This window comes from Streptomyces sp. TRM64462, assembly GCF_013362995.1.
Taxonomy (GTDB): domain Bacteria; phylum Actinomycetota; class Actinomycetes; order Streptomycetales; family Streptomycetaceae; genus Streptomyces.
On the sequence record NZ_JABWDV010000339.1, the window covers coordinates 1 to 21,769 of the forward strand.

General features: G+C 73.3%; 25 protein-coding genes and 1 riboswitch. Of the genes, 10 read left to right on the plus strand and 15 right to left on the minus strand.

Annotated elements, in window-relative coordinates:
* A partial coding sequence (locus HTZ82_RS17450) for an HAD-IC family P-type ATPase (protein WP_175410321.1) occupies positions 1-707 on the plus strand: 707 nt, incomplete at its 5' end.
* A gap of 95 nt (positions 708-802) precedes the next feature.
* Here HTZ82_RS17450 and HTZ82_RS17455 read toward each other — a convergent pair.
* The 4 genes from HTZ82_RS17455 to HTZ82_RS17470 form a co-directional block, all read right to left on the minus strand.
* Entirely contained in the window at positions 803-1,972 is a 1,170-nt protein-coding gene (locus HTZ82_RS17455) for a GTP-binding protein (protein WP_175410322.1), read from the minus strand.
* A 5-nt stretch (positions 1,973-1,977) separates the two neighbouring features.
* Entirely contained in the window at positions 1,978-2,148 is a 171-nt protein-coding gene (gene rpmF, locus HTZ82_RS17460) for a 50S ribosomal protein L32 (RefSeq protein ID WP_175410323.1), read from the minus strand.
* Between the two features lie 69 nt (positions 2,149-2,217).
* A complete protein-coding gene (locus tag HTZ82_RS17465) occupies positions 2,218-2,793 on the minus strand; it encodes a PadR family transcriptional regulator (RefSeq protein ID WP_175410324.1) in 576 nt (191 codons plus the stop codon).
* Positions 2,794-2,817: 24 nt separating this feature from the next.
* Positions 2,818-4,857, minus strand: a complete 2,040-nt coding sequence (locus tag HTZ82_RS17470) for an NADPH-dependent 2,4-dienoyl-CoA reductase (RefSeq protein WP_175410325.1) — start codon at positions 4,855-4,857, stop codon at positions 2,818-2,820.
* Between the two features lie 272 nt (positions 4,858-5,129).
* Between HTZ82_RS17470 and HTZ82_RS17475 the strand changes: the two genes are divergently transcribed.
* Positions 5,130-6,293, plus strand: coding sequence for a serine hydrolase (locus HTZ82_RS17475; protein ID WP_175410326.1), 1,164 nt, complete (start codon positions 5,130-5,132; stop codon positions 6,291-6,293).
* Positions 6,294-6,342: 49 nt separating this feature from the next.
* On the opposite strand, the gene HTZ82_RS17480 is transcribed toward HTZ82_RS17475, so the two are convergent.
* The 7 genes from HTZ82_RS17480 to dhaK form a co-directional block, all read right to left on the minus strand.
* A complete protein-coding gene (locus HTZ82_RS17480; protein ID WP_175410327.1) occupies positions 6,343-7,197 on the minus strand; it encodes an ATP-binding cassette domain-containing protein in 855 nt (284 codons plus the stop codon).
* Positions 7,197-7,943: a cobalt ECF transporter T component CbiQ gene (gene cbiQ, locus HTZ82_RS17485; protein WP_175410328.1), complete on the minus strand. Its 747-nt coding sequence runs from the start codon at positions 7,941-7,943 to the stop codon at positions 7,197-7,199. Before cbiQ ends, HTZ82_RS17480 begins: the two co-directional genes overlap by 1 nt.
* A 5-nt stretch (positions 7,944-7,948) precedes the next feature.
* Complete coding sequence (locus HTZ82_RS17490; RefSeq protein WP_175410329.1) at positions 7,949-8,329, minus strand: energy-coupling factor ABC transporter substrate-binding protein; 381 nt, start codon at positions 8,327-8,329, stop codon at positions 7,949-7,951.
* Complete coding sequence (locus tag HTZ82_RS17495; RefSeq protein WP_175410330.1) at positions 8,326-9,018, minus strand: energy-coupling factor ABC transporter permease; 693 nt, start codon at positions 9,016-9,018, stop codon at positions 8,326-8,328. The genes HTZ82_RS17490 and HTZ82_RS17495 overlap by 4 nt, the downstream gene beginning before the upstream one ends.
* A gap of 29 nt (positions 9,019-9,047) precedes the next feature.
* Positions 9,048-9,281, minus strand: a riboswitch (cobalamin riboswitch).
* A gap of 5 nt (positions 9,282-9,286) precedes the next feature.
* Complete coding sequence (locus HTZ82_RS17500) at positions 9,287-9,697, minus strand: PTS-dependent dihydroxyacetone kinase phosphotransferase subunit DhaM (RefSeq protein WP_175410331.1); 411 nt, start codon at positions 9,695-9,697, stop codon at positions 9,287-9,289.
* Entirely contained in the window at positions 9,694-10,341 is a 648-nt protein-coding gene (gene dhaL / locus HTZ82_RS17505) for a dihydroxyacetone kinase subunit DhaL (RefSeq protein WP_175410345.1), read from the minus strand. The genes HTZ82_RS17500 and dhaL overlap by 4 nt, the downstream gene beginning before the upstream one ends.
* A gap of 5 nt (positions 10,342-10,346) precedes the next feature.
* Entirely contained in the window at positions 10,347-11,339 is a 993-nt protein-coding gene (gene dhaK / locus HTZ82_RS17510; RefSeq protein ID WP_175410332.1) for a dihydroxyacetone kinase subunit DhaK, read from the minus strand.
* A 182-nt stretch (positions 11,340-11,521) separates the two neighbouring features.
* Here dhaK and HTZ82_RS17515 point away from each other — a divergent pair, with 182 nt between their 5' ends.
* The 7 genes from HTZ82_RS17515 (at position 11,522) to HTZ82_RS17545 (ending at position 17,569) form a co-directional block, all read left to right on the plus strand.
* Entirely contained in the window at positions 11,522-11,887 is a 366-nt protein-coding gene (locus HTZ82_RS17515; RefSeq protein ID WP_175410333.1) for a VOC family protein, read from the plus strand.
* A gap of 129 nt (positions 11,888-12,016) precedes the next feature.
* Positions 12,017-13,774 carry an MFS transporter gene (locus HTZ82_RS17520; protein ID WP_175410334.1) on the plus strand — a complete coding sequence of 586 codons (1,758 nt, stop codon included), beginning with the start codon at positions 12,017-12,019 and terminating at the stop codon, positions 13,772-13,774.
* A gap of 76 nt (positions 13,775-13,850) precedes the next feature.
* Positions 13,851-14,435: an AraC family transcriptional regulator gene (locus HTZ82_RS17525; protein ID WP_175410335.1), complete on the plus strand. Its 585-nt coding sequence runs from the start codon at positions 13,851-13,853 to the stop codon at positions 14,433-14,435.
* Positions 14,432-14,839, plus strand: a complete 408-nt coding sequence (locus tag HTZ82_RS17530; RefSeq protein ID WP_175410336.1) for a VOC family protein — start codon at positions 14,432-14,434, stop codon at positions 14,837-14,839. Before HTZ82_RS17525 ends, HTZ82_RS17530 begins: the two co-directional genes overlap by 4 nt.
* 26 nt (positions 14,840-14,865) lie before the next feature.
* Complete coding sequence (locus tag HTZ82_RS17535) at positions 14,866-16,503, plus strand: MFS transporter (RefSeq protein WP_175410337.1); 1,638 nt, start codon at positions 14,866-14,868, stop codon at positions 16,501-16,503.
* Positions 16,504-16,611: 108 nt separating this feature from the next.
* Positions 16,612-16,992: a VOC family protein gene (locus tag HTZ82_RS17540; RefSeq protein WP_175410338.1), complete on the plus strand. Its 381-nt coding sequence runs from the start codon at positions 16,612-16,614 to the stop codon at positions 16,990-16,992.
* Positions 16,993-16,999: 7 nt separating this feature from the next.
* Entirely contained in the window at positions 17,000-17,569 is a 570-nt protein-coding gene (locus HTZ82_RS17545) for a DUF5655 domain-containing protein (protein ID WP_175410339.1), read from the plus strand.
* Between the two features lie 87 nt (positions 17,570-17,656).
* Here the strand turns inward: HTZ82_RS17545 and HTZ82_RS17550 are convergent, their stop codons facing one another.
* Genes HTZ82_RS17550 through HTZ82_RS17565 form a run of 4 tightly spaced genes read right to left on the minus strand, consistent with a single transcriptional unit; the run spans position 17,657 to position 21,089 of the window.
* Positions 17,657-18,925 (minus strand): AarF/ABC1/UbiB kinase family protein, encoded by a 1,269-nt coding sequence (locus HTZ82_RS17550; RefSeq protein ID WP_175410340.1) that lies wholly within the window; start codon positions 18,923-18,925, stop codon positions 17,657-17,659.
* A gap of 25 nt (positions 18,926-18,950) precedes the next feature.
* Positions 18,951-20,114, minus strand: a complete 1,164-nt coding sequence (locus tag HTZ82_RS17555) for an FAD-dependent monooxygenase (RefSeq protein ID WP_175410341.1) — start codon at positions 20,112-20,114, stop codon at positions 18,951-18,953.
* Positions 20,111-20,602, minus strand: a complete 492-nt coding sequence (locus HTZ82_RS17560) for an ester cyclase (protein WP_175410342.1) — start codon at positions 20,600-20,602, stop codon at positions 20,111-20,113. Before HTZ82_RS17560 ends, HTZ82_RS17555 begins: the two co-directional genes overlap by 4 nt.
* Positions 20,603-20,648: 46 nt before the next feature.
* Complete coding sequence (locus HTZ82_RS17565) at positions 20,649-21,089, minus strand: ester cyclase (protein WP_175410343.1); 441 nt, start codon at positions 21,087-21,089, stop codon at positions 20,649-20,651.
* Positions 21,090-21,282: 193 nt separating this feature from the next.
* Between HTZ82_RS17565 and HTZ82_RS33085 the strand changes: the two genes are divergently transcribed.
* A partial coding sequence (locus tag HTZ82_RS33085; protein WP_175410344.1) for a Rieske (2Fe-2S) protein occupies positions 21,283-21,769 on the plus strand: 487 nt, incomplete at its 3' end.

A 21,769-nucleotide genomic window follows, 5' to 3' on the forward strand; every position in this document is an offset into this window, starting at 1 on the left:
TCGCCGGCCGCGAGGTCCACGTCGGCCGCCCCACCGGACCGACCGCCGCCGTGCCCGAGGTACGGGAGGTGGAGGCCGCGGGACGCACCGCCGTCGTGGTGTCCGTCGACGGCACCCCGGCCGCGGTCCTCGCCCTGGCCGACCGGCTCCGCGGGGGCGCACCCGCCGCCGTCGCCGCGCTCACGCGCCTCACCGGCACCGCACCCACCCTCCTGACCGGCGACAACGCCCCCGCGGCCGGCGCCGTGGCGGCCGAGACCGGCATCAGCGACGTACGGGCCGGGCTGCTGCCCGAGGACAAGGTGGACGCCGTACGGGCCTGGGAGCTCGCCGGGCACCGCACCCTCGTCGTGGGCGACGGCGTCAACGACGCCCCCGCGCTCGCCGCCGCGCACACCGGCGTCGCCATGGGCGGCGCGGGATCGGACCTCGCCCTGGAGACCGCCGACGCCGTCGTCGTCCGCGACGAACTGGCCACCGTCCCCGCGGTCGTGGCCCTCTCACGCCGCGCCCGCAGGCTCGTCGTCCAGAACCTGGTCATCGCGGGCGTCTGCATCGGTGCCCTCGTCGTGTGGGACCTGGCGGGCCACCTGCCCCTGCCGCTCGGCGTCGCCGGGCACGAGGGCTCCACGGTCCTCGTCGGCCTCAACGGCCTGCGCCTCCTGCGCGAGTCGGCCTGGCGGAAGGCGGCCGGGACGGCCGCGTAAGCCACGCGGTGCGTCGCGCCCGGAGGACGACGGGCCGGCCCTCCCGCCGGAGGGCCGGCCCGTCGTCGGGCGCCAAGCGGGCCGTGCCCGGGCGGTTACGCCGGCACCGCCGTGTGCGCGTGCTCGTGGTCGCAGACGTCGTCGGTGCCGTGGACCTCCCACGCAGGGAACGGATCCGTCCACGGCCCGGTCTCGCCGTCCGCCACCAGGCAGTCCTCCAGGCCGCGGCGCAGCGCCGCGGCGTCCAGGGCGGTGCCGATGAAGACCAGCTCCTGGCCGCCCGTGCCGGCCTCGGCCGCACCCGACGGCTCGAAGCGGGCGACCCCGCCCGCCTGGGACCACAGGCCGGTCACCCCGTCCCGGCCGGCCAGCCGGAAGAAGCCCTTGGAGCGCAGGATCCGCCCGTACGCGCCGCTGTCCATGGCCTCGGTGACGAACCGCCACAACCGCTCGGGGTGGAAGGCGCGGTCCGCGCGGAAGACCGTCGAGGAGATGCCGTACTCCTCGGTCTCCGGCACGTGGTCGCCGTTCAGCTCCATGACCCAGCCGGGCGCCTGCTGGGCGCGCTCCAGATCGAACAGGCCGGTGCCCAGGACGTCGGCGGGGCGGACCCGGCCGCGCTCGGCGGTCAGCAGCCGCGCGGCCGGATTGAGCCGGGTCAGCGTGGCCCGCAGCCGGGCCGCCGTCGCCTCGTCCACCAGGTCCGTCTTGTTGAGCACGATGACGTCCGCGAACTCGACCTGGTCCATCAGCAGGTCGCTGACGGTCCGCTCGTCGTCCTCGTACGGGGCGAGACCGCGCTCGTCGAGTCCGTCGCCGCCCTCCAGCTCGGGCAGGAAGTTCGCCGCGTCGACCACCGTCACCATGGTGTCGAGCCGGGCCAGGTCGCCGAGCGTCGCGCCGTCGTCGCGGGGGAACGCGAACGTCGCGGCCACCGGCATCGGTTCGGAGATGCCGCTGGACTCGATGAGCAGGTAGTCGAACCGGCCCTCGCGGGCCAGCCGGTCCACCTCCTCCAGGAGGTCGTCGCGCAGGGTGCAGCAGATGCACCCGTTGGTCATCTCGACCAGTCGCTCCTCGGTGCGCGACAGCGCGGCGTCGCCGCCCCGGACCAGGGCGGCGTCGATGTTGATCTCGCTCATGTCGTTGACGATCACAGCGACGCGCAGCCCGTCCCGGTTGCCCAGGACGTGGTTGAGGAGCGTCGTCTTGCCGGCGCCGAGGAAGCCGGAGAGGACGGTGACCGGGAGGCGGCGGCGCTCCATCGCGGTCAGCCCTCCGGCTGGATCAGGCCGCGCTCGTACGCCTTCACGAGGCGCTGCGGCACCTGGTACACGGTGCCGTCGACGGTGACGGGCACGAGCTGCGGCGTGGACGCCTTCCACTGGGCGCGGCGGTGGCGGGTGTTGGAGCGGGACATCTTCCGCTTGGGCACGGCCATGACTGACGGACCTCCACAGGTCGCAGGGGAGCACGGAACGGCCGTCACGCTACATGAAAACGATTCCCATTACGAACCGGCGGCTTGCCCATCGGTGGCGGGCGGTCCCGGCGACGCCTGCGGCAGCCCGTCCAGGGCGTCCGTCAGCCACTTCACCCAGAACCGCTCCAGCTCGATCCCGCCCCGCAGCACCAGATGCCGCAGCCGGTCCGCCTCCGTGTCCCGCTCCGGCGGAAACTGCCGCTCCTCCATGCCCAGGTAGTCGTCCAACTGCGCCCGGTGCAGCTCCAGATGGCGGCGCAGCTCGTCCTCCAGGCCCTCCGTGCCGACCACCGCAGCCGCCCGCAGCCGCAGCAGCAGCGCGCTGCGGATCGGCTTCGGGTCCTCGGCGCGGCGGGTCCACTCGGCCAGCTCGGCGCGGCCCGCGGACAGCACCTCGTACTCCTTCTTCTGGCCGCGGGCGGGGGCCTGGGAGGGCAGGGCCCGGATGAGCCCCGCCTGCTCCAGCTTTCCCAGCTCGCGATAGATCTGCTGGTGCGTCGCCGACCAGAAGAAGCCGATCGAGCGGTCGAACCTGCGGGTCAGTTCGAGGCCCGACGAAGGCTTCTCCAGCAGGGCGGTGAGAATCGCGTGCGGGAGTGACATGCCCGCATCCTAGGCGGGGTCCTTTCAGAGGGTCGCGGCGAGCCGTGTTCCCTGGTCGATGGCGCGCTTGGCGTCCAGCTCCGCCGCGACGTCGGCGCCGCCGATCAGATGCGCCTTCACACCGGCCGCCGTCAGCTCCTCGTACAGATCGCGGCGGGGCTCCTGGCCCGTGCACAGCACCACCGTGTCCACCGGCAGCGTCCGCGCCTCGCCGTCCACCGTGAGGTGCAGGCCCTCGTCGTCGATCCGCTCGTACGACGCTCCGGCGACCATCGTCACACCCCGGTGCTTCAGCTCCGTGCGGTGGATCCACCCGGTCGTCTTGCCGAGCCCGGCGCCCACCTTCGACGTCTTGCGCTGGAGCAGCGTCACCTGCCGCGGCGGCCGCGGCCGCTCGGGCTTCCGCAGCCCGCCCCGCTCCTCGTACGCCATGTCGACGCCCCACTGCCGGAAGTACGTCTCCGGGTCCAGGCTCGCGCCCTCGCCGCCGTCCGTCAGGAACTCCGCCACGTCGAAGCCGATACCGCCCGCGCCCAGGATCGCGACGCGCTCACCGACCGGGACGCCCTCGCGCAGCACGTCCAGGTAGCCGACCACGCTCGGGTGGTCCACGCCCTCGATGGCCGGGGTGCGCGGCGTGACCCCGGTCGCGACGACCACCTCGTCGTACCCGGCGACCGTCTCCGTCGACACGAAGGTGCCGAGCCGCACCTCCACCCTCCGCAGCTCCAGCTGCGTGCGGAAGTACCGGAGCGTCTCGTCGAACTCCTCCTTGCCGGGCACCCGCTTGGCCACATTGAGCTGGCCGCCGATCTCGCCGGCCGCGTCGAACAGCGTGACGTCGTGCCCGCGCTCGGCCGCGGACACCGCGGCGGCGAGCCCCGCGGGCCCGGCGCCGACGACCGCGATCCGCTTGCGCAGCCGGGTGGGGGAGAGGACCAGCTCGGTCTCGTGGCAGGCGCGCGGGTTGACCAGACAGGAGGTGATCTTCCCGCTGAAGGTGTGGTCCAGGCAGGCCTGGTTGCAGCCGATGCAGGTGTTGATGGTCTCCGGCCGGCCCGCCGCGGCCTTCGCCACGAAGTCGGGGTCCGCGAGGAAGGGCCGGGCCATGGACACCATGTCGGCGCGGCCGTCCGCGAGGACCTGCTCGGCGACCTCGGGCGTGTTGATGCGGTTGCTGGTGACCAGCGGCACGGACACCGCGCCCATGAGCCGCTTCGTCACCCACGTGTACGCGCCGCGCGGCACGGACGTCGCGATGGTCGGGATACGGGCCTCGTGCCAGCCGATGCCGGTGTTGATGATCGTGGCCCCGGCGGCCTCGATCTCCTTCGCCAGCGCGACGACCTCGTCGAGCGTCGAGCCGCCGGGCACCAGGTCGAGCATCGACAGCCGGTAGATCAGGATGAAGTCCTCGCCCACCCGCTCCCGCGTCCGGCGCACGATCTCCAGCGGGAACCGCGTCCGGTTCTCGTACGAACCGCCCCACCGGTCGTCCCGCTGATTGGTGGCGGCGGCGATGAACTCGTTGATCAGGTAGCCCTCGGAGCCCATGATCTCGACGCCGTCGTACCCGGCGGACTTCGCCAGCTCCGCCGCGCGCGCGTAGTCCTCGATCGTCTGCTCGACCTCGGCGTCGGTGAGGGCGTTCGGCACGAACGGGCTGATCGGGGCCTGGATGGCGCTCGGCGCGACGAGCTGCGGGTGGTAGGCGTACCGGCCGAAGTGCAGGATCTGCATCGCGATCCGCCCGCCGGCCGCGTGCACCGCGTCCGTCACGGTCCGGTGCTTCGCCGCCTCCTCCTCGGTGGTCAGCTTGGCACCGCCGTCGTACGGGCGTCCCGCCTCGTTCGGGGCGATGCCGCCCGTCACGATGAGGCCGGCCCCGCCGCGTGCGCGGGCCGCGTAGAAGGCGGCCATCCGCTCGAAGCCGTTCTCGGCCTCCTCCAGGCCCACGTGCATGGAGCCCATCAGCACCCGGTTGGGCAGCGTGGTGAAGCCCAGGTCCAGGGGGCTCAGCAGATGCGGGTACGGGGACGGGGAAGGGGACGGGGACGGGGTCATGGGGGCGCCTCCTCGCGCGCGGGGTGTTCGCTCCAGTTGTAAACGACTCCCTCTCCTTGTGCAACAAGTTGCATAACCGTGGGAGTGTGAGCTGCGCTACGCCGGCGACAACCCGGCGACGCCTAGGGGGAATCCCGTACAACGTCCGCCCCGATCAGGGGGTTTCCCCCACGCGGGCTCAGGGGGCGAAGCCCTCCCCGGTGACGATCCGAGCCGCTGCGAAGATCACCAGGATGGTCTCGACCGCACCACCGAGACCGAGGAGACCCGCCATGCGACGCCTTCACCCCCGCACCCGCGCCACTCTCGCCGCCGCCGTCGCACTCGGCGTCGGCCTGAGCGCCGGACCGCTCGCCGGGCCCGCGCTCGCCGGCACCACCGCCGGCACCCCCGCCGGCACGGTCGTGGCCGCGGACGCCTACGGACCCGACGCCGCCGCTCTGCGCGCCGCCATCGCCGGGCTGCCCGACCGGGACGCGACGGCCGCGCTCCTCCGTGTCGGCGGCCACGGCACCTGGCACGGCACCGCGGGCGTGCGCGACATCCGCGGCGGCGGGCCCGCCCTGCACAACGCGCGCTTCCGCGCGGGCTCCGTCACCAAGGTCGTGACCGCGGCGCTGGTGCTCAAGCTCGCGGCCGAGGGACGCGTCGACCTGGACGGCACGGTGCAGACGTACCTGCCGGGGCTGCTCACGGACGACTTCGAGCCCATCACCGTGCGCCAGTTGCTCGACTTCACCAGCGGCCTCCAGCCCGGCGACTCGTACGGCGGCACTGTCGAGGAGGGACTGCCCCACCGCTTCCTCACGCTGACCCCCGAGGAGGTCGTCGCCTCGGCCGTCGCCAAGGGCCCCGGCTCACGCCCCGGCGAGCGGCAGCACTACTCCAACATCCACTACACGGTCCTCGGCATGCTCGTCGAGAAGGTCACCGGCGACACGTACGCGCACCAGGCGTACGTACGGATCTTCAAGCCGCTCGGCCTGCGCCACACCTCCTTCCCGGCCGGCGCCGACCCCCGGATCCACGGACCGCACAACCGCGGGTACGAGGAGATCGACGGCAGGCTCGTGGACGTGACCGAGTGGAACATGTCGGACCGGTGGGCGGCAGGCGACCTGATCTCGACCACCGCCGACCTGGAGCGGTTCATGGTGGCCCTGTTCCGGGGCCAGGTGGTCCCGGACCCGTACCTGGAGGAGATGTTCACGCTCCCCGACGTACCGGGGGCGCGCCTCGCCGCGGGCCTGGAGCGGTTCGAACTGAACGGCCGGGTCATCTGGGGCAAGACCGGGTCGCGCCCCGGCTACCACACCGTCGTCGCGGCCACCCGCGACCTGTCGCGCACACTCGTCTACTCGGTGAACGCCACGGACGCCAAGGGAGCCGGGCTCGCGCTGGCACAGCGCTTCGCGTTCCCGGCGTTCAACCGCTGACGCACCGCCGGGCGGGCGGGCCCGGTCCCACACACGCCGTGTCGGACCGTCAGACGTTCCCGGTCGACACGGTCGCCGTCCAGGTGTCCAGGTCCTCCGGGGTCCGCGGGCCCTTCGCGTCGTCGGCCAGGAGGCCCTGCGACCTGAGCAGCCGCGCCACCGCGGCTGCCCAGGGGCGGCGGAGGCGTGCCGCGTCGAGCAGGTCCGCGTCCGCGAGCAGCTCCGCGACCGGGCCCGTCCGCAGGCCGTCCGGTGTCAGGACCGCCGCGTCGTCGGCCCAGCGCAGCGCCAGGTCCACGTCGTGCGTGGCCATCACCACCGTCGTCCCGGACGTACGCAGCCCGTCCAGCACCTCCAGGAGCCGTTCCTGGCCGTGCGGGTCGAGGCCGGCCGTCGGCTCGTCGAGGATCAGGACGCGCGGCCGCATCGCCACCGCGCCCGCGATGGCCGCCCGCTTGCGCTGCCCGTACGACAGCAGATGCGTCGGCCGGTCCTCCAGCGACGTGATGTCCAGCGCCGCCAGGGCCTCCCGCACCCGGGCCCGCACCTCGTCATCGGGCAGGCCCAGGTTCATCGGCCCGAACGACACGTCCTGCCCGACCGACGCCGCGAACAGCTGGTCGTCCGGGTCCTGCACCACCAGCTGCACGGTCGTCCGCAGCCGGGTCAGGCCCTTCCTGTCGTACGCCACGTCCTCACCGGCCACCCGCAGCCGCCCGCTCGCACAGCGCAGCCCGCCGCTCAACAGCCGCAGCAGCGTCGTCTTGCCGCTGCCGTTCCGCCCGAGCAGCGCCAGCGAACGCCCCTCCGGCACGGCGAAGTCGACCCCGCTGAGGACGGGCGGCCCGTCCTCGTAGGCGAACCCGGCGCCCACCAGCTCGACCACAGCGGATCCGGTCGTCATCACACCAGCCTTTCGAGTACGAGGGTGCCGGCGGCCACCGCCGCCAGCAGCGCCGCCGACGCGGCCAGGAACCGGCGGTCCACCGGCGCGTCCGGCACCAGGACCCGCAGCGTCCCGTCGTAGCCCCGCCCGGCGAGCCCGTTCTGGAGCCGCGCCGCCCGGTCGAAGGCCCGTACGAACGCGGTGGCGGCGAGCCCGGCTGCCGAACGCCAGGCGGCGGCGCGGCTCGTGGCGCCCAGCCGCGCCGCCTGCGCCTGCCGGATCCGGACGACGGCGTCCAGGAGCAGGAAACTGATCCGGTACATCACCAGGGCCACGTCCACCACCGGCGCCGGCACCCCGGCCCGCACCAGGCGGGGCAGCAGGTCCGACACCGGCGTCGTGAACGCGAACAGCAGCACACCGAGCGACGCCGCCGACGTCCGCAGCAGCAACTGCCCGGCGTGCGCGGGCCCGTCCGGCGCCAGCGCCAGGAACCCGCCGGGACCGCCCACCTGGAACAGCAGCGGCACCGCCCCGGTCACGCAGAAGCCGAGCGGCAGACGCCACGCCCGCCAGAGCTGCCGCGGCGCCACCCCGGCGGGCCCGAGCAGCACGGCGAGCGCGGCACCGGCCACGAGCAGGGCACCGGGCCACGGCGGCAGCACGACCGCGCACACCGTCAGCCCGAGCCCCAGCAGGGCCTTCTCACCCGGATGCCGGTGCCGCCACCGGCTGCCGTGCGCCGCCACATCGATGGGCAGCACCCGCGCTACTCCCCGTCGCCCGTGGAACCGCCGCTCCGGCTCCCGTCGCCCGTCGCGGCGCTCTCCGCACCGGTGGCCGCCCTGGCGTTCTCCGCGCCCTGCCTGCGGCCGCGCCGCAGGCCGAAGTAGTACGCGAGAACGCCCGCGCCGATCGCCGCCTGGAGCGAGAACAGAGCGGACTCGACCTCGCCCGACGGCGGCTCGTACAAGGGGCTGAACCAGGGCTCGTAGTCCGGGGCGTTCTCGGTGATCGCCGTCTCCGCCTGGGCGTCGGCGCCCGTGAACGGCTCCTCCTTGCCCTCGCCCAGGCCCAGCGCCAGCGGCAGCACCGCCAGGGCCACGACCACCGCGAGCAGCAGCACATTGATCTTCGCGTTGCGGCTCATCGGACCGTCGCCTCCTTGCTGCCCGCACCCGTCACCAGCACACCCAGCCGGGTCAGCTCACCCTTGCTGGACTGCGTCAGCAGACGCATCACCAGCACCGTGAGCAGGCCCTCGCTGACCGCCAGCGGAAGCTGCGTCACCGCGAAGATCCCGCCGAACTTGGCGAGCGCGCCCACGACACCGGTGCCCGGGTCCGGGAACGCCAGCGCGAGCTGCACGCTCGTCACGCAGTACGTCGACAGGTCCGCGACGAACGCGCCGAAGAACACCGCCACCATCAGCGGAACGTCGAACCGGCGCAGCAGCCGGTACACGCCGTACCCCGCCCAGGGGCCGACGATCGCCATGGAGAAGGCGTTGGCGCCCAGCGTCGTCAGCCCGCCGTGCGCCAGCAGCAGCGCCTGGAACAGCAGCGTGATCGTGCCCAGGACCGCCATGATCGGTGGCCGGAACAGGATGGCGCCCAGGCCCGTGCCCGTAGGATGTGAGCAGCTTCCCGTCACGGACGGGATCTTCAGCGCCGACAGCACGAACGTGAACGCGCCGGACGCGCCGAGCAGCAGCGTGGATTCGGGATGTGCCTTGACCTCGCGGGTCAGCGCGCGGACGCCGTGGACGACGAACGGCGCGGCCGCCACCGTCCAGGCGACGGCGTGACCCTGGGGCAGAAACCCCTCGGCTATATGCATGATCGGGGAGACCCTCTCCAGCACCTCGTGGATGGACAACGCGCCCTGGCCGGTCTCCTGGCTGACGGGTCGTACCGCCGCGGCTCCGCCTTCCCGGACGCCGCGGTCTCCCGCGGCGGTCCAGTGGCTTCCCCGGTGGTTTCCGAGGAGATGGAGCCGGACTTCCCGATCACAGTGGCGAGGGCCGCACCGGTTCCGCACCGGTTTCCCGTACACCAAGGCCCTGCGACACTAGTGCGTTGACCAGCTACATCACAACCGCACCTGTCTATTCCTTGTGATAGGTGTACGCCTCGGCCGCGGCCGCGGCGACCGTGTCCAGATCGCCGCCCGCCGACGCCGCGACCAGCGCCGCCACCGCGCCCTCCACGAACGGCGCGTCCACGAGCCGGGTGCCGTCGGGCAGTTCGTCGCCCTCCGCGAGCAGCGCCTTCACCGTCAGCACCGCGCTGCCCAGGTCCGCGAGCACGGCCACCCCCGCGCCGCCGTCGACCTCGTCGGCCGCCCGGGCGATCAGCTCGGCGCTCGTCCCGAGCCCCCCGTCCGGGAGGCCGCCCGCGGCGGCGACGGGTGCCGTGACGCCGCCCCCGGCCAGCCCCCGGGCCAGCTCCGCGACGGACGCGGCGACCGACGCGCTGTGCGAGACCAGCACGATGCCCACCAGAGGCGTGGCACTCATGACGCCGCCACCTCCGCCAGCGCCGCGAACAGCAGGGCCGACGACGTCGCCCCCGGGTCCTGGTGCCCGGCCGACCGTTCACCGAGATAGCTCGCCCGTCCCTTGCGCGCCACCAGCGGCACGGTCGCCACCGCACCCTCGCCGGCCGCCCGCGCCGCCTCCGCAAAGGCGTCCCCGCCCGGGCCCCCGCCCGGGCCCCCGCCGGTATCCCCGCCGGCGCCCAGCGCCGCCACCGCCGGCTCCAGCGCGTCCAGCATCGTCTTGTCCCCGGCCTTCGCACCGCCCAGTTGCGCCACCCCCGCGACGCCCGCGCCGAGCGCCTCGGCCAGCCGGCCCGGCGTCACCTCGGCGGCGTCGCCCAGCGCCTTGCCCGCGCGCCGCAGCAGCGTCCCGTACAGCGGCCCCGACGCCCCGCCCACCGTCGAGATCAGCTGCCGCCCCGCCAGCATCAGCACCGCCCCGGGCGTCGCCTGCGGCTCCTTGCCCAGCACCTCCCGTACGGCGGTGAAACCCCGCCGCATGTTCACCCCGTGGTCGGCGTCACCGATCGCCGAGTCCAGCTCGGTCAGCCGGTCCGCCTCCCGCTCGACGGCGGCCGTCATCGCGTCCATCCAGCGCGTGCAGAACTCCGCGTCCAGCAGCATCCCGTTCACCGCCCCCACCGCAGCGCCGGCGTCTCCACGGGCGCGTCCCACAACCGGACCAGCTCCTCGTCGGCCTCGCACAGCGTCACCGACGCGCCCGCCATGTCCAGCGACGTCACATAGTTCCCGACGAGGGTCCGCGCCACCGGCACGCCCCGCTCGCCCAGCACCCGCTGCACCTCCGCGTTGAACCCGTACAGCTCCAGCAGCGGTGTCGCCCCCATGCCGTTGACCAGCACCAGCACCGGACCGCGCGGGTCCAGGTCCTCCAGGACCGCGTCCACCGCGAAGTCGGCGATCTCCCGCGACGTCATCATCGGCCGCCGCTCCCGCCCCGGCTCCCCGTGGATGCCGACGCCCAACTCCAGCTCGCCCGGCGGCAGATCGAACGTCGGCCCGCCCTTCGCCGGTGTCGTGCACGCGCTCAGCGCGACCCCGAAGCTCCGCGACGCCGCGTTCACCCGCCGGGCGATCGCCTCGACCCGCTCCAGCGGCTGCCCCTCGTCGGCCGCCGCTCCCGCGATCTTCTCCACGAACAGCGTCGCCCCGGTCCCGCGCCGCCCCGCCGTGTACAGACTGTCCGACACGGCCACGTCGTCGTCGACGAGCACCCGCGCCACCTGCACGCCCTCGTCCTCGGCGAGTTCGGCCGCCATGTCGAAGTTGAGCACGTCACCCGTGTAGTTCTTCACCACGAACAGCACACCGGCGCCGCTGTCCACCGCGGCCGCCGCCCGCACCATCTGGTCCGGCACCGGCGACGTGAACACCTCGCCCGGACACGCCGCCGACAGCATCCCCGGCCCCACGAACCCGGCGTGCAGCGGCTCGTGCCCCGAACCGCCCCCCGACACCAGGGCCACCTTGCCCGCCACCGGCGCGTCCCGCCGTACGACGATCCGGTTCTCGACGTCCACGGTCAGTTCGGGATGGGCGGCCGCGACACCCCGCAGGGCATCGGCGACGACGGTCTCCGGCACGTTGATCAGCATGCGCATCGGTGTCTCCTCGCGAGAGTGGCGCGACGGGTACGGCCCGTGAGGTCCGGTCGAGGACAGTATCCGGCCGTCACGGCCGCCACGCCCGGTTCCGCCGATCGGCGGAACACCCGACCCCTCCGGGGGACGCCCCGGCCCACCGGCGGCCGTGCCCGCGCACCCGGCTCCTAGGGTCGGCGCCCATGGGAATCACGCATGTGCAGCTCTTCTCCGTCCCCGTGTCCGACCAGGAGAAGGCCAAGGACTTCTACGTGGACACGGTCGGGTTCGACCTCCTCGCGGACCAGCCGGGCGTCCACGGCCGCTGGCTCCAGGTGGCACCCAAGGGCGCGGACACCAGCCTCGTCCTCGTCGACTGGTTCCCCACCATGCCGCCCGGCAGCCTCCGCGGACTGCTGCTCCGCACCGACGACGTGGACGCCGACTGCGCCCGCCTCCAGGAGCGCGGCGTCGACGTCGACGGACCCAAGAACACCCCGTGGGGCCGCCAGGCCATGTTCAGCGACCCGGACGGAAACGTCATCGGCCTCAACCAGCCGTCGGCGTAGGCCGGTTGACGCTCCGTCCCCTTGCCGCCCCGTCGCCCACGCTGCTAGGAAGGTCGCTGCTCAAACGCATAGCGACCCACCGCTGACCGACGGCAGCGGCCCCGGCAGGGGCCGGCAGGAGGGCACCGCATGGACGACGACGCACACCGGCGGCGCGGCGGCACGGCGGCGGGCGCCGCTGCCGCCGCCGGCGGGTTCACCCGGCCCCTCGCGTTCTGGGCGGGCGCCGCCGCCTGCACCGCGGGGGCGCTGCTGCACCTCCCGATGTACTGGCACGCCCGCCACATGGGGTACCGGATGGCCGGCATGCCGATGGACGGCGCCATGACCGCGGGCATGGCGCTCGTCGTCGCCGGACTGGCCGCCGTGCTGTACGGGCTGCTCCCGCCGCGCCTCGCCGACCTGCGGCGCGAGGTGACCTCCGTACGGGTGCGGGCCATGGACGACGCCCCCCTCCGCCCCGCCCACATCGGGCTGCTGCTGGTGCTGTCGCTCGCGGTCACCATCGACGTGATGAAGCCGATGACGCTGTCGTTCGTCGCGCCCGGCGTGGCCGCCGAGTACGGACTCGCCTCACCGCTCAACCCCGGCGGCACCGTGCCGGTGGCGTGGCTGCCGCTGGCCGGGATCTCCGGCACGATGGCGGGCTCCTTCCTCTGGGGCAGGCTCGGGGACCGCATCGGACGGCGCGGCTCCATCCTGCTGGCGGGCATGATGTTCGCGACGACGGCCGTGTGCGGGGCGATGCCCAGCTTCACCTGGAACGTCGTCATGTGCTTCCTCATGGGGATCGCCGCGGGCGGGCTCATCCCCATCACGTTCACCCTGATCGCCGAGACCGTCCCGCGGCGCCACCGCGGCTGGGCGATGGTCCTCATCGGCGGCAACATCACCGTCGCGTACATCCTGACGAGCTGGCTCGCCGCCGAGCTGACGCCCGGTTACAGCTGGCGCGCCCTGTGGCTCGTCGGCCTGCCCACGGGCGTGCTGCTCATCCTGCTCAACCGGTGGATACCCGAGTCGCCGCGCTATCTGCTGGCCACCGGCCGCCCGGCCGAGGCCCGCGCGGTCCTCGCCCGCTACGGCGCCGCGCTCGAAGCACCGGCCGACGACGCCACCACGGCCGACGATCCCACCCAGGCCCCGGCCCCAGCCCCGGTGCCGGCCCAGGCCCAGGCCCCGGCCCGAGTGCCCGCCCCCGCGCCCGCCCCGACCGCGTCACGGACCTCCGCCCGCTCCGGCTACCCCCCGCTCTTCGCACGGGCGTTCCGCGGACCGACCCTCGCCCTCACCCTCCTCGCCCTCGCCGCCGGACTGCTCGCGCACGGCTTCCAGATGTGGCTGCCCACCAACCTCGGCCGCATGGGCATCGCGGAGGTGTCGTCCGACCGCGTCCTGCGCGACAGCGCCCTGATCAGCCTCCCCCTCAACCTCCTCACCGCCCTCCTGTACGGACTGTGGAGCAGCCGCCGCACCATCATCGCGCTCAGCACCCTCACCACCGCCGCGCTCCTCGCCCTCGCCGTGCTCGGCGACGGCGCGGCCCAGCACGGGCTGCTGCTGCGCCTGCTGCTGTTCGTACCGCTCTGGGGCATCAGCGCCACCGCCGCCGTCATGGCCGCCTACGCCTCCGAGGCGTACCCGACGCCGCTGCGCGCCAGCGGCAGCAGCTGGACCGCCGCCACCAGCAAGGCCGGCGGCGTCCTGATCCTCACCCTGTCCGTCGCCGCCGTCGCCGTGCCCTCGCTCGCCGCGACCGCGCTCATCGCCGCCGTACCCCTCGCGCTCGCCGCGCTCGCGTTCGTACGGTACGGGCCCGAGACCCGCGGGCAGCGGCTCGACGACGTCATCCCCGAACGAGCCGGGGAGGCGCCCGCCCATGTCTGACCGCCCACCCGACACCGCCCCGCGGAGGCGGCCGAATCGGCGTCCACGGCGGGGGGCGGCCCTCGATACTGACCTCATGCCAGGCCAAGAACCCGCCTCCTCGCACATCCTCCCGTACCTGCGCAAGGCCAAGGACCTGATGGACCGCGCGTACGCCGACCCCCTCGACCTGGCCACGCTGGCCGCCGAGGCGGGCTGTTCGCGCTTCCACTTCCTGCGTTCCTTCCAGGCCGCGTACGGCGAGACACCCGGGCGCTATCTGACGCAGCGCCGGATCGAACGGGCCCGGGACCTGCTGCGCGCCACCAACCTCACCGTCGCGGAGATCTGCCACCTGGTCGGCTACTCCAGCGTCGGCTCGTTCAGCTCCCGCTTCTCCGAGGTCGTCGGCGTCCCGCCCACCGCCTACCGGGACGAGATCGTCCGGCGCGGCGGGCCCCCGCCCATCCCCGGCTGCTACCTGTTCATGTGCGCCCGCCGCCCTGCCGCCACGTCCGACGTGTCCGGAACGCGCCCGGAACGCCCCTCCGACGGCCCTGCCGGTGCATCCCGTACAAGCCAGGACGAAAGCGGAGGACAGAACCGCAATCCAGGAGATGTCACCGCCCAGGGCCCCTGGGTAGCGTCTGATCACAGATCGACCCCGGAAGGACTTTCATGAGCGCACGTCTCTCGCACGTCACCGTCCCGGTGCTGGACCAGGACTCCGCGAAGGAGTTCTACACCGAGAAACTCGGGTTCGAGGTCCGCAACGACATGACCATGGGCGGACTGCGATGGCTCACCGTCGGCCCCAAGGACCAGCCCGACGTGGAGATGGTCCTCCGCAGGGTGGGGCCGCCGGAGTACGACGAGGAGACCGCCGAGCAGCTGCGGGACCTCGTCGCCAAGGGCGTCATCGGCGTCGGCGTGCTGCACGTCGACGACACCCGCGCCACGTACGAGCGGTACCGCGCGGCCGGCGTCACCTTCGTCCAGGAGCCCGTCAAGCGGCCGTACGGCACCGAGGCGGTGTTCCGCGACGATTCCGGCAACTGGTTCAGTCTCACCGACGCGCGCGGCTGAGACCGCCGAGGAGGAACGGCTCCGCCATGGTCCATGAACGGAAACAGATCGCCGAGGACGCGGGCTTAGCCCCGGCCGGCACCCCCGCCACGGCGGAGGCGGCCGCCCCGCCCGGGCGCGGCGGACAGTGGATCGTCCTCGTCGCGGTCGCCCTGGGCACGATGATGGAGGCACTCGACGGCACGGTCGTCGCGGTGGCCAACCCCGTCATCGCCGTCGACCTGGACACCGACCTGTCCTCGCTCCAGTGGGTCACCAACGGCTACATGCTCGCCGTGGCCTGCACCCTGATCACCGCCGGCAAGCTCGGTGACCGCTACGGCCACAAGAAGGTCTTCCTCATCGGCATGGCGGCCTTCGCCGCCACGTCCGTGATGGCCGGTCTCGCCGACAGCATCGGCATGCTGATCTTCTGGCGGGTCCTGCAGGGCATCAGCGGCGCCGTCCTGGCCCCCAGCGGCCTCGCGGTGCTCAAGAACACCTTCCCGAAGGGCCAGTTGAAGATCGCCATCGGCGTGTGGAGCGCCGTGGGCGCGCTGGCCATGGCGGCCGGACCGTTCATCGGCGGCCTGACGGTGGATCTGCTGAGCTGGCGCTGGGTGTTCTTCATCAACCTGCTCGTCGGTGCCGTCGCGTTCGCGCTGGGCGCCTGGGCCATCGGGAACCACCGCCCGGACGGCGCGGCCCGGTCGTTCGACACGCCCGGTGTGGTGCTCCTCACGGCCGCGCTGTTCGCGCTGGTCTGGGGCATCATCCAGGTGCCCGAGCACGGCTGGTCCGACGTCTATCCGCTCGGCTCGTTCGCCGCCGCGCTGCTCATCGGCGCCGGGTTCGTCCTGCGGGAGCGGGCGGCCCGCGAGGCGCTGCTGCCCCTCGGCCTGTTCCGGCTGCGCGCGGTGTCGGTCGGCAGCACCGCGCTGCTGATCGGCGGCTTCGCCACCTTCGGCGCCTCCTTCTACCTGGCCCTGTACCTCCAGCAGGTGCACGGCTTCGAGCCGATGGAGGCCGGCCTCGGACTGCTGCCGTTCACGGTGCTGTTCGGTGTCGGCGCGCCCACGGGCGCCGCGCTCAACGCCCGGTTCGGGCCGCGCGTGCCGCTCGCGCTGGGCCTGACGCTCATCGGCGGAGGCCTGCTGGGCCTCTCGCAGATGACGGCGGACTCCTCGTACCACGCGATGTGGCCGTTCCTGGTGCCGCTCGGCGTCGGCATGGGCATGGTCGCGCCCACGGCCATCGAGATGATCGTCAGCAGCGCCCCTGGCCAGCTCACCGGAGTCGCCTCCGGTCTCCAGCAGACCGCGCTGATGCTCGGCGGTGTCCTCGGCACGGCCGCTCTCGGCTCGATGATCTCCGCCCGGGTCAGTTCCACGCTGCCCCAGCACACGGCGGAGGCCGGCGTGCCCGAAGGTCTCGCCGCCGCCCTGGGGAACCTGTCGAAGGTGATCTCGCAGGGCGTGGTCCCGGTGCCGGAGGGCACCGATCCGTCGGCGGCGCGGGCCGCCGTCGAGGCCGGACACGCGGCCTTCATGGACGGTTTCCACACGGCGATGCTCGGCGGCATGACCGTCGTGCTGGCCGGCGCCCTCATCGCGGCCCTGCTGGCCCCGCGGACGCGGACCTCCCCCGACGGCGCCGAGTCCGCCGAGGCCGACGCCACGGCCTGAGCGCCCGCCCGGCCCGTACCGCATCGCACGGACATCACAGGCCACACACGACACACCACACACCCACGTGCTTCCGGCTCCTGCCTGCCGGAAATATAAGGAGGAATCATGATTTCGCACATCGGTACGGTCGACGTCTTCGTCAACGACCAGGACAAGGCGATCGACTTCTACGTCAACACGCTCGGCTTCGAGCTCCGCGAGGACCAGGCCTTCGGCCCCATGCGCTGGGTCGAGGTCGCGCCCGCCGGGTCGCAGACCCGCATCGTGCTCTGCACCAAGCACTTCCCCGTCTACGAGGAGGGGAAGATCGGCCGGTTCACCGACATCCAGCTCGTCACCGAGGACATCAAGGCCACCCACGAGGAGCTCGTCAGCCGCGGCGTCACCTTCACCCGGGCCCCGGAGCAGATGCCGTTCGGCGGCGCCAACGCCAGCTTCCAGGACCCGGACGGCAACGAGTTCCTGCTCCTCCAGCCGGCCCGCTGACACCGCCATGGTCAAGCCCGACGAGATGATGGACAAGGTGACCGGCACGCTCAAGGAGCGCACCGGTCGCGACGTGGACGCCTGGGTCGACCTGGTGAGCGCCTCCGGACACGACCCGCTCGACCAGAACGCCGTACGGAACTGGCTGCGCACCGAGCACGGACTGACCAAGCCCGTGCAGTGGGCGATCAGCCTGGAGGCGGCGCGCCGCGCCGGCTGGTCCGAGCCGACCGAGGACGAGCAGGTCGACGCCCAGTACAGCGGACGCAAGGCCGCGCTGCGGCCCGTCCACGACCGGGTTGCCGAACTCGCCACCGGACTGGCCGCCGACGTGGCACGCGAAGTCCGCGGCACGTACGTGGCGTTCACCCGGGCCCGGCAGTTCGCGGCCGTCGCGGCGGCCACGCAGACCCGCGTGGACCTCGGCCTGCGCTTCACGGACGCCCCGGAGAGCGCCCGCCTGAAGCCGGCCAAGGCGCCGGGACAGTCCACGCACAAGATCGCGCTCACCTCACCGGACGAGGTGGACGCCGAGGTGGAGAAGCTGCTCCGCATCGCCTACGAGCAGAACGGCTGAGCACAGGACCCGGCCCGCCCCCCCCTGGAACGCCCCGCGCCCCGCCCTGCCCCCTCGTACGGGGCGGGCGGGGCGCGGCGCGTACGCTCACCGCGGCGGTTCGGCGCCCACCTGCTGGAAGTCCGCTTCCGGCCACAGTCCGCGGACCGTGCTCTCCAGGATCATCAGCGACATGATCGGGAAGGCGAAGTCCGACGAGGCGTAGAGCCGGTGCGCGCTCTGCACCTCGAACACGCCGTTGCCGAACGGCGCCATGGCGAACTCCCGGCCCGGCCCCGCCGACCGCTCCACCAGGTCCGCGATGTCCGAGACGAACCCCTCGGTGTCGCAGTCCGGTCCCACGTTCGCCATGCTCGCCAGCATGATCTCCCCGCAGCGACGGCCGTCGCCGGACGCCAGGCCCGCGAAGAACTCCCCGATCAGCTTCCGCACCTCGTCCGGGAGCCGCACGCTGTAGCCGGCGTCCAGGATCACCGCGCGGCCCTCGCCCTCCGCCAGCAGATAGATGTTCCCCGGGTGCGGATCGCAGTGCACGAAACCGTCCACGAACATCATCTTGTGCGCCGCGGACAGCACCGCCGACGCCAGCCGCGCCCGCACCGGACCCGGCAGCGTCCCGGGCGTACGGGTGTCCAGGCCCTCCACGAAGTCGAAGACCAGACACGTCGGCCGCGACCACTCCGGGTGCAGCCGCGGCACGTCCACATCGGGCACGGCCTTCAGGTTCTCCCGCAGCCGGACCACGTTCTCCTCCTCCCGGCGCAGATCGAGCTGCCCCAGGATCGCGTCGCTCACATACGCGACGAGGTCCGCCATCGGCATCCCGCGCATCTGCGGCAGCCGCTCGCCCCACCGCACCAGACGGCCGATCAGCGCCAGGTCCGCCCGCATCACGCCGTCGATTCCCGGCCGTTTGAGCTTCAGCGCCACCGCCCCGCCGCCGTCCCGCAGCACGCCCCGGTACACGCAGGCGATGCTGCCGCCCGCCACCGGGACCGGGTCGAGGCCGGCGAGGAACGGCGGCAGCGCGCTGCCGTACGCCGCACGCCACGCCCGGTCCGCCTGCCGGGCGCTGATGGGCCGTACGGAGTCGTGGAGCCGCGACAGCTCGTCGCACAGCTCCGCCGGCAGGACGTCCCGCCGCGCCCCCGCGATCTGGGCGAACTTCACGAACGTCGGCCCCAGTTTCTGGAGCCGCCGCGTCAGCCGTCGGTACAGGAACCGCCGGGCGGCCGCCCGGCCCCGTACGAGCCGGACCGCCGCCAGCGCCGGCAGGGTCACCACGGCCTCCGCCACCGCGGCCAGCGCGAGGGCGCCCGCCCGCAGCACGACCCGGTGCACCGGTACTCGCTTCATGTGCGTCTCCTTCGCAGGCTCCTCGTCAACCGGCCGGTTCGAAGGTGAACATCGTCCGCAGCGAACGGAGTTGGGCCCGCCGCGGTGTCGCCCGGATCATTCCGTCGCGCAGCCCGCACAGCAGCGGGTGCCGCCACTGGCCGAGGCGGCCCATCCAGTGGGACTGCACGGTCACCGAGTGGGCCCGCCGGCGCCGCTCCGCCGCGTAGGCGCGCAGCGCCGCCGGGATGTCGTCGGCGCCCGCGAGGCGGCCGGCGAGCACCACCGCGTCCTCGAACGCCTGGCAGGTGCCCTGCCCCATGGCCGGGGCGCTCGGGTGCGCCGCGTCCCCCACGAGTGCGACCGAGCCCCTGCCCCAGTGGCGCAGCGGGCGCCGGTCGTGGATGTCCGTCACGGTGACGTCCGCCGGGTCCGTGGCCTTCAGCACCTCGGGCACCGGGCCGTGCCAGCGGGCGAACCGCTCCTGGAGCAGCGGCAGCAGCGGTCCGCCCGAGTCCCGCGCGGCCTCGCCCTCCCGGGCGGCGAAGGCCGCGAACCAGTACATGCGCCCGCCCGGCAGCGGGAACAGCCCGAACTGCCGCCCCGCCCCGAGCGACAGCAGCGCCGGATGCCCGGGGTCCGCGAATCCGGCCACCCCGCGGGCCACCGCGTAGCCCGCGAACCGCAGGTCTCCGCCGCCGAACAGCGCGGCCCGCACCCGCGAGCGGATGCCGTCCGCGCCGATCAGCACGTCCCCCTCGGCCTCCCGGCCGTCGTCGCACCGGGCCACCACGGTGCCCCGCTCCTCCCGTACGGCGACACAGCGGGCGCCGAACTCGACCGCGCCCGGCGGGTGCAGCCCGTACAGCGCGTCCATCAGATCGGCCCGCAGCAGCGCCCGCCCCGTGCCGCCGCACCGCCCCTCCATCACCTCGGGCGCCACGTACTGGAGGGTGGCGCCGCGCGCCGTGCGCATCGCGAGCCCGGCGCTGGGCGCGCTGCGCGCGAGCACCGGGGCCGCCGCGCCGATCCGCTCCAGGGCGGCCAGCGCGTTCGGCCACAGCGTCAGCGCGCTGCCGCCGGCCGCCGTGTCGCCCCGGCCTTCGAGCACCCGCACCTCGAACCCGGCGCGGCGCAGCAGTACGGCCGTGGCGAGACCGGCCGGGCCCGCGCCGACGACGAGGGCCCGCCGGGCCCGCCGGGTGCTCACCGGGGCTCCGCCTCCCACATGGAGCTCCAGCCGCCCTGGTTGCCGCCCGGCTCCGCCGCGAGCAGGTCCGGGATCTTCGCGACATCGAACACGCCCCAGTGCTCGGCGATCCGCCCGTCCCGGAACCGGAACGTGTTGGAACCGCCGATCGCGAACGACCGCCCGGTGGGCGGCAGGCCCATGAACGCGCCCGTGTGCTCGAAGTGCAGCAGGATCGCCTGCGCCAGGATGTCCCCCTCGCACACCGACGTCAGGACCTCCACCTTGCGGGTGGTCAGCGCGTCGGCGGCCTGCCCGAACCGGTGCGCCACGCCCTCACGGCCCGGCGGGTCCCACGGCGGCGCGAAATGGTCCACGAAATCCGGCGTGAGCACGTCCTGGATCACCGAGAAGTCATGGGTGAAAAGCACGGCCCCGCGAAATCTGCGGACCGTCTCCTCGTATGCCGCCTTACGGCGGCCGCTGCTGGTCGGGGAATTGTCCGTCATGGCGCGACCTCCACGAAGGGGAAACGGCGGGAAATGCCGGCCCGGCTCAGGCCGTGGCCTGGAGGAAACCCTCGGGAAGCAGCCCGAGCTGCTCCAGCAGATACAGTCCGTCGGCCACGCCCCAGTGCTCCACGACGGCGCCGTCGACGATCCGCAGCTGGCCGAGGAGCGAACAGCTCACCCGGCGCCCGGTGGGCGGCAGGCCCAGGTACTCGCCGCGGTGTGTGCCCTCGACGGTGAGCCGCGTCGCCACCAGGTCGCCCTCGGCGACCAGGCTGTGCACGGTGAGCCGCAGATCCGGGAACGCCCGCATGAACCGCCCCATCTCGGCGGCGACGTCCGCGCCGGGCAGCGGCTTGCCGTCCCGCCCGTAGTGGACCATGTCGGGCGCCCAGAACCGGGTCATGCCCTCCAGGTCCCCGCTGTTCCATGTGTCGATCAGCCGCCGCACCACGGCCTTGTTCGTGGCCGCCAGATCCTCCGGCATACCGGCTCCTCCCTTGAAAGGGGACAACAAGTCCGCAGGGTTGCCGCACAGTTCCGGAAAAGGCTATCCGCGCACCGCACCCGTCACTTCTCGCAGATTGCGGTGATATTCGTACGGCGGTGAGGGGTTGACGCCCCGAGAGGCCCTGGAAACAATTTCGCGGAAACTCGCTGTCAGCGGCAGGGGAGTCGCCATGGCCGGGCCCGAACGTTCCGAGAACCCTCTCTCCGAGTCCCCCCGCAGGGAACTCGCCCCACCTGTTCCGGCGGAGGGCGACGGGGGTGTGTTCAGTCAGAGCTGGTTTCCGGTGTGTCTGTCGGCGGATCTGAAGCCGGGGTCGGTGGTGGGTGCGGGTTTTCTGGGTGGTCGTGTGGTGGCGTTTCGTGGTGAGGGTGGTGGGCCGGCGCGGGTGGTGAGTGCGTACTGCGTGCATCTGGGGGCGGACTTGTCGGTGGGGGAGGTCGTGGGGGAGCAGTTGCGGTGCCGTTTCCATGGGTGGCGGTATGGCGGGGACGGGCGGTGTGCGGCGACGGGGATCGGTGATCCGGTGCCGTCGCGTGCGCGGTTGTTCCGGTTCCCGACGGTGGAGCGGTACGGGATCGTGTGGGCGTTCAACGGCGAGGAGCCGCTCTTCGACCTGCCCGACCTGCCCCACCCCGAGGACGAGCTCGTCGTCCGCC